Origin of the sequence: Bacillus sp. OV322 (assembly GCF_900112495.1) — a bacterium.
In the GTDB taxonomy this organism is placed as follows: Bacteria; Bacillota; Bacilli; order Bacillales; family DSM-1321; genus Peribacillus.
This window is the reverse complement of sequence record NZ_FOMA01000020.1, coordinates 1-3,378: the sequence shown is the minus strand read 5'-3', so window position 1 is coordinate 3,378 and position 3,378 is coordinate 1. Positions and strand designations below refer to the sequence as shown.

Annotated in this window: 3 protein-coding genes; 2 read left to right on the top strand and 1 reads right to left on the bottom strand. The window is 40.1% G+C overall.

Annotation, left to right across the window (positions count from 1 at the left end):
• Window positions 1–287 precede the first annotated feature (287 nt).
• Window positions 288–1,499 (top strand): MobV family relaxase, encoded by a 1,212-nt coding sequence (gene mobV / locus BM126_RS21760; protein ID WP_090991400.1) that lies wholly within the window; start codon window positions 288–290, stop codon window positions 1,497–1,499.
• A gap of 15 nt (window positions 1,500–1,514) precedes the next feature.
• Here mobV and BM126_RS21755 read toward each other — a convergent pair whose 3' ends face one another.
• Window positions 1,515–2,063, bottom strand: coding sequence for a replication/maintenance protein RepL (locus BM126_RS21755; RefSeq protein WP_090991399.1), 549 nt, complete (start codon window positions 2,061–2,063; stop codon window positions 1,515–1,517).
• 616 nt (window positions 2,064–2,679) lie between these two features.
• Here BM126_RS21755 and BM126_RS21750 point away from each other — a divergent pair.
• On the top strand, window positions 2,680–3,096 hold the full coding sequence (locus BM126_RS21750) for a hypothetical protein (RefSeq protein WP_090991398.1): 417 nt from the start codon (window positions 2,680–2,682) through the stop codon (window positions 3,094–3,096).
• Window positions 3,097–3,378: the final 282 nt, after the last annotated feature.

Here is a 3,378-nt window from a genome sequence, read left to right as displayed (position 1 = left end):
ACTTCACCAAGACCCTCTTGGTGTCTCAAAAGGTAACACCTTTTGAGCTGCCTACCGGCGAGGGAGCCCCTCAAGGATTGAGGGGTTGGGGAGTTGGATTGAGGGGGTCTGGGGAAGAGTTCCCCAGTGGGTTTGGGCAACGCCCAAGGTCTTTTCTTTTTGCCCTGTTCGCAGGGCTCGGCGACTGCCGAAAAGCCTCGCAGAGCACCGGAACTTTGCTTGCAAAGTGTAGTGTGCTACACTTCTCTTAAAACTTTGCTTTTTCGGAAGGGAGTCAGAACCCCGCTATGAGCTATACCGTTTTACATATGCAGAAGCTAAAACAGTCCGCAATCAAGGGCATGCAAATACATAATCAGAGAGAAAAAGAGAGCCAAACCAATCCAGATATTGATGCTTCAAAAGTGAGCTTGAATTATGACCTGGTGAATGAGCAGTCGATCGATTACACAAAGAAGATTGATGCCAGGATTAAGGAAGGACTGAAAACCGGCAAGGCGGTTCGGAAGGATGCTGTGAAGGTAGCTAGTTTTCTGGTGACCTCGGATAAGGCATTCTTTGACAACATGTCAGAAAGAGCGGAGAAGAAGTTTTTCGAGACAGCCTATGACTATTTTTGTAAGGAATACGGGAAAGAAAACATTGCGTATGCGATGGTTCATAAGGACGAAAAAACGCCCCATATGCATGTAGGCTTTGTTCCAATTACGGAAGATGGCCGATTATCGGCTAAAGACTTCTTTGGAAAGAAGCAGCAGCTGGTAAAGCTGCAAGACACCTTTCATCAGCATATGTTAGAAGCTGGTTTTGATTTGGAACGAGGGGTGTCCAGTGACCGGGTACATATTGAAACTCAGCGCTTAAAAGCTATGACGGTGAAAGAAACGGTTCAGGAACTAGAAGCTGAGTTAAAAGAAAAGCATCTTCAGCAGCGAGTTCTGGAAGAATCCATTAGAAAGACAGAAGATCGCCTAAGCAATCTAACAGAATCGTTATCTGGCGTGAAGAAAGTGGATGAAATCATAGTAAAAGAGAAAGGCGGTCTTATTCGCTCCAGAACGGTCGAAATTGGGCAGGAAGACTTCGAGGATATTAAACGGCTTGCCAAGGCTTCGGAAGCTGTTAAAGAGGAAAATGAGGGCCTTAAAAGGGAAAATAACCGGTTATTGCTTTCAACTCAGACCTTGAAGAAAGAAAAAGACACCTTGTTCCAGGAAAATCAGCAGCTGCGAACGGAAAATAAATTGTTGGATAAAGAAAACAAATTTTTAACCCGAACACTAAATAGAGTGACGTCTCAGTTTAGAGAACAAATAAAGAATTTGGATATGTATGTTGGTTATTTCAAAGCAGAGCTTTTAACCAAGATGAATATGTCGCTTTTGAAAAAGTATTTCTCTGGTGAAAAAGAACTGAAAGGGGCGCAAAACTTTTTCTCTCAAGATGAGAAACAAAAAGAGAATCAAAAAGGAAAGAAAGATCGCGGTTACGAGAGGTAATAAAAAAAGCCTTGCTTAAGGGCTTTTTTTATCTTTTAAAATTTTTACATTATCGTAAGTCTGTTTAGAAAATAACTGTTTGTTTTCTTCTTTGCTTAGCAATATAGTTCCGTCAAAGGAAACATATTTTTTCTTGCTATTTTTATCTTGAAAAGCTAGCTCTGGATTAATTATGTAAGCATTAGCAGTGCCTATCTTACCGATATTTATGAAATTATGTTTTTCTAAAAATTTAACAGCTTTATAAATGGTCTGTCTACTTTTTTCGAATTCGTCAACGAGCAATTGTTGAGAACAAACTACACCGTTTCGGTTATTCATGTTTTCCATGAAAAACATAAGAATTGCACTTGCAAGACCGTTTTCTTTTATAAGCCATTGTAAAGCCTTTAGACCAACACCTTTGTAAATCTGAACGAATGGAGGATTATTGTCCTTTTCTAGACGTTCTTGCTCTTCTATTTCTCGTTTTTCTTCCAGTTCTAATAATTTTTTTACTTTATCAGCTTCTTCTCTTGTTAGTTCAAAATGGACTATCTCATCATCATTTTTCCTTGCCAACATACTCACTCTCCTTATCTCCCCTCAGTTTAGACATATATGTATTATTTAATTAACATCATGTAAATATAATATTACATGATGTTAATTCTGACAAGACATAATGTTAAACTATGTAAACCCTAGAGGTTTACATATATGTAAACCCCAGAGGTTTACATAAGGATTATAGAAACCCTTATATATCAACGTTTCTACTGATTCCCCTTCTATATCTCTTAAAGAGCTTTTCTCCACGCAAGGTTCGGGTAGTATTTTTTGTCCTACGGATCGCTACGCTCAAAAAATCTCCACCCTTTCCCCCTTGCATTCCGAAATTTTGGCGGTGCTGGAATGTCGCCAAGCCGACGTACCTAAAACGAGGAATTTAGGAAATCGGCTTGCTCGAGACATTATACCGCCAAAACCGCCAGAGCTTCCGTCATAGATCTTTCTCTTTTACCTTACTTAACCACGCTATGCGGGGGCTTCCCCCACACCCCCTTGCCAGCCTCCATCCTAAAACAAAGGGAAAGAAAAAAAGGTTGCCACAAAGGCAATCGATAGTTGATAAAAAACTAAAATTTCCTCAATCAACACTGTTTATAAATGGTACAATTAGGAAAAAAAGAGGTGTAGTATGAGGAAATTATTATGGGGTTTCAGTTTGCTTGTTATTATTGTGGTGTTAGGGGGATGTTCAAGTTCCTCTAAAGCTTCGGATTCTCCTGAGGCAAAAGATGTTGGCTATCAAATAGTAGAGCACGGTGGATTAAGTGATAGACGAGCTGTATTGGATAAAGATAATGTCAAAAAGATTGAAGACATTATAGCAGATATCAAATGGGATAAAACAGTATCCGTTGATAAAGGTAGTAAAGAAGATGCTGTATTTTGGTTTATAGACCAAGATAACAAGGAAGGGAAGAAATATAAGGTCTGGTTCAACGAAACTGGTTCCGCAGACGTGCAGGATGAAAAGCAGGTATGGGGCGTTTTGGAAGGGAAAAACGGGGAAACATTATCCTCTATTTTCAAACTTAATGAACAGAAATAAAGAATAGGGAAATATTAAGCTAACGGGTGCGTTAGTTCAACAAGGATTTTTACACCGTTCTACTCAGAACGGTGTTTTTGAGTTTTTATAAATGTGGCCATAGTACTCGTGAAAAGGAAAAAGTTCGACCACATTGGCGTCTGTCAACGGTACCGGACCGAAGGGAGGATAAGGAGTTGATAGACTCACTTCACCAAGACCCTCTTGGTGTCTCAAAAGGTAACACCTTTTGAGCTGCCTACCGGCGAGGGAGCCCCTCAAGGATTGAGGGGTTGGGGAGTT